Annotated in this window: 1 protein-coding gene; it reads right to left on the bottom strand. The window is 58.3% G+C overall.

Features of this window, described 5'->3' with window-relative positions; translation table 11 throughout:
• Window positions 1-266: transglycosylase SLT domain-containing protein (locus A3714_RS05170; RefSeq protein ID WP_156493829.1), on the bottom strand; the 266-nt coding region annotated here is incomplete at both ends.

Below are 266 nucleotides of genomic sequence, written 5' to 3'. Positions count from 1 at the left end.
GAACCGTTGCTCCAGCCAATCCATGTAGGCCACCCCCGCGGCAACCCCATTTTCCGGGCGCGTCAGGTTGCTGTAACCAAACTGACGACCGGTTCTCGGCATTACCTGCAGTAACCCCTGGGCGCCGGCAAAAGAGCGCGCCTTGGGGTTGAAGCGACTTTCCTGATACATCTGCGAGGTAATCAAGCGCCAGTCCAGTCCATACTTCAGCGCCTCGCTTTTGACCAGGTCATCGTAGGGAGAAATGGCTTTTCCGGACCCCACAC

Source organism: Alcanivorax sp. HI0007 (genome assembly GCF_001635525.1).
Lineage (GTDB): Bacteria > Pseudomonadota > Gammaproteobacteria > Pseudomonadales > Alcanivoracaceae > Alcanivorax.
Note: the sequence above shows the minus strand (reverse complement) of the source record. Positions and strands in the feature narration are given on the sequence as shown.